Origin of the sequence: Collinsella sp. 4_8_47FAA (assembly GCF_000763055.1) — a bacterium.
GTDB lineage: Bacteria > Actinomycetota > Coriobacteriia > Coriobacteriales > Coriobacteriaceae > Collinsella.
This window is the reverse complement of sequence record NZ_KN214135.1, coordinates 612,484-615,156: the sequence shown is the minus strand read 5'-3', so window position 1 is coordinate 615,156 and position 2,673 is coordinate 612,484. Positions and strand designations below refer to the sequence as shown.

The following is a 2,673-nucleotide window of genomic DNA, read 5'->3' as shown; positions in this document are numbered from 1 at the left end:
GCGTGGTCGCCGCCGCGTGGGCATCAGCCTGTGCCAGGCCGGCAACCCCTTCGGCCCCATCGCCTTCCTGCTCATCTACAACGTCCCCGGCTTCGCGCTGCGCATCTGGGGCGCCGTCAAGGGCTACGAGCTGGGCGTGGGCTTCCTGGACGAGGCCCAGAGGACCGGCCTCATGCAGAAGATCATGACCTGCGTGGGAATCGTGGGCGTCATGGTCGTGGGCGCCATGTGCAAGGACATGTTCTGGGCCAGCATCCCGGTGGCCATCGGCTCGGGCGACGACGCCCAGACCCTCCAGGACATCCTGGACGGCATCATGCCCGGCATGCTCGGCATGATCGCCTTCTGGCTGTACTACTGGCTGCTGTCCAAGAAGATCAACCCCATGGTGCTGATCGTGGCCACCATGGCCGTGGGCATCGTCGGCGCGTTCTTCGGCGTGCTGGCGTAAGGGCCCGGCCTATTATCTGCCCCCAAGGGAAACGGCGACCCATTGCGGTCGCCGTTTTTTATTACCGAAAGCTAGTTGGAGGTGCTTCGTGATTCGATCTGACAATCCACCCGATAATGGCGTGAGCGGGGCGATGTATCTATTTGGCACGGCGCTCTTGTGGAGTTTTATCGGCATCCTCGTTCGCGCCAATTCGCAGTCAGCTCTTTTGATCGGTGCCGTCACGGCAATATTTATGGCGCTCTTTATCCTGCTCGTCGGCAGGCCCGTCCTTCGCGTCAGCCGTCTTATTGTCCTTGTGGCCGTCTGCAACTTCGTGACGGGCACCACGTTTAACTTTGCCAACCAGCTCACGACGGTCGGCAACGCGATCGTCCTGCAGTACACCTCGATGATTTTCGTTATCGTGTATCAATCGCTCGCAGCTCGCACATTGCCCTCGCCTGCGAAGATTGCCTCCGTGGTGGTTGCTTTTACGGGTATGGGACTTTTCTTTTTAGGCGATTTGAGTGCCGAGGGCATGCTCGGCAACCTGCTTGCCGTCATTTCGGGCGCCACCTTTGGGCTGTGTTTCTTTTTGAACTCTCGCCCCGATGCGTCGCCCATGGTGTCCTCGCTCATCTCCTGCGGTATCTCGATGCTGCCGATCGTCTATTTTGCTGGCGCCCTAGACTCCGTGAGACCATTTGAGTGGGGGCTCATGCTGGTGCATGGCCTTTTTTGCAGTGGCCTTGCGAGCGTGCTATATGCCAAGGGGATTGCGCGCACTAACGCGTTTGCGGCCAACTTGGTTTGCATGAGCGAGGTCGTGCTCGCTCCCTGCTGGTCGGCGCTCCTCTTTGGCGAGGTCTTTCGCTGGAACGAGTTTTTGGGCGCGGCGATTATCGTTTTGGTGATTGTAGGCAACTTGGCATACGATGCCTTTGGCGATGGCTTTCTGGTGGCGCTTGTCCGCCATCGAAACAAAGAGCGCGCCTGATGGGATACGTCTGCCGTTTACGGTAAAAAACACCCCGCTGAGCGAGTGGTATTAAATAGTGAGGACCTGCATACCTATAATTGGTATCAAATCATTTGTGCCTGGCATGGGTGTTAGCAGCACACCAGGTACGCTTCGAGCCGTGGAATCGAACTCCCGGAATTGATATCAACAACGCGCGCGACGGAAGTGACGACGGTTCGAGATTCCTTATTGGGAGGAATTATGCTTGTCCAAGCAATCCTCGTCGGCTTAGTCGGAGCGTTTGGATGTCTCGACTACCAGCTCGGCACCCTCTACGCGTTCCGCCCCATCGTCCTGTGCCCGCTCGTGGGCCTGGTGCTGGGGGACCTGCAGACTGGCCTTGCCGTTGGCGCCAGCCTGGAGTTGCTGTTCATGGGCTCGATCTCCATCGGCGCCTACGTACCGCCTAACGAAACCGTCGGCGGCGTGCTCGCCTGCGCGTTTGCCATTCAGCTCGGTCAGGGTACCGAGACGGCCATCGCGCTCGCCATGCCTATCGCCGTCCTTGCACTGACGATCGGCAACATTACCAATGCCTTGTTCCCTGTGTTTGTCGATATGGCAGACAAGTTCGCCCTCAAGGGAAACCTCAAAGGCATCTACGCCGTTCATTGGGGAATTGGAATCTGGGGCTGCGTCGAGTACTTCCTGCTGTGCGGCGGCGCCTTCTATTTGGGTTCCGACGCCATCCAGGGCCTGCTCGACTTCATCCCGCCCTTCATCATCGACGGTTGCGGCGTTGCAGCCAACATCCTGCCTGCCATGGGCTTCGCCATGCTCGGCCGCCTGGTGCTCACCAAGCAGCTCGTGCCCTTCTACTTCCTGGGCTTCCTGCTGTGCTCCTACGCCAACGTGCCCGTCCTGGGCGTCGCCCTGATCGCCATCATCATCGGCATCGACAAGTTCGACCTGCTCGGCCTGGGCGGAGCCCAGCCCCAGCTCTCCGCGGAAGGGGATGAGGACGATGACTTCTAGTCCCGAGAACAAGATCACGCGCTCCGACCTCGTCAAGAGCGCCGTCAACGTCGGCGCCCTGGGCATGGAGTTCTCCTGGACCTACTACAAGCAGATGAACATCGCCTTCTGCCTGATGGTCGCCAACATGCTCAAGAAGATCTACGCCGGCCGCCCCGACGACTACGCCGAGGCCCTGCACCGCCACTGCGCGTTCTTCAACATCACCGTCCAGTTCGCCCCGTTCGTCGGCGGCATCGCGATG

General features: G+C 59.6%; 4 protein-coding genes. All 4 read left to right on the top strand.

The window, feature by feature from the left end; translation table 11 throughout:
- Window positions 1-451 (top strand): PTS system mannose/fructose/sorbose family transporter subunit IID (locus HMPREF9463_RS06095; protein WP_148334193.1); only part of this gene is annotated, 451 nt, incomplete at its 5' end.
- Between the two features lie 88 nt (window positions 452-539).
- Window positions 540-1,430 (top strand): DMT family transporter, encoded by an 891-nt coding sequence (locus tag HMPREF9463_RS06090; RefSeq protein ID WP_232219764.1) that lies wholly within the window; start codon window positions 540-542, stop codon window positions 1,428-1,430.
- 225 nt (window positions 1,431-1,655) lie between these two features.
- On the top strand, window positions 1,656-2,429 hold the full coding sequence (locus HMPREF9463_RS06085; protein ID WP_035137735.1) for a PTS mannose/fructose/sorbose/N-acetylgalactosamine transporter subunit IIC: 774 nt from the start codon (window positions 1,656-1,658) through the stop codon (window positions 2,427-2,429).
- The coding region (locus tag HMPREF9463_RS06080) for a PTS system mannose/fructose/sorbose family transporter subunit IID (protein ID WP_035137734.1) at window positions 2,419-2,673 on the top strand (255 nt) is incomplete at its 3' end. The genes HMPREF9463_RS06085 and HMPREF9463_RS06080, both read left to right, overlap by 11 nt.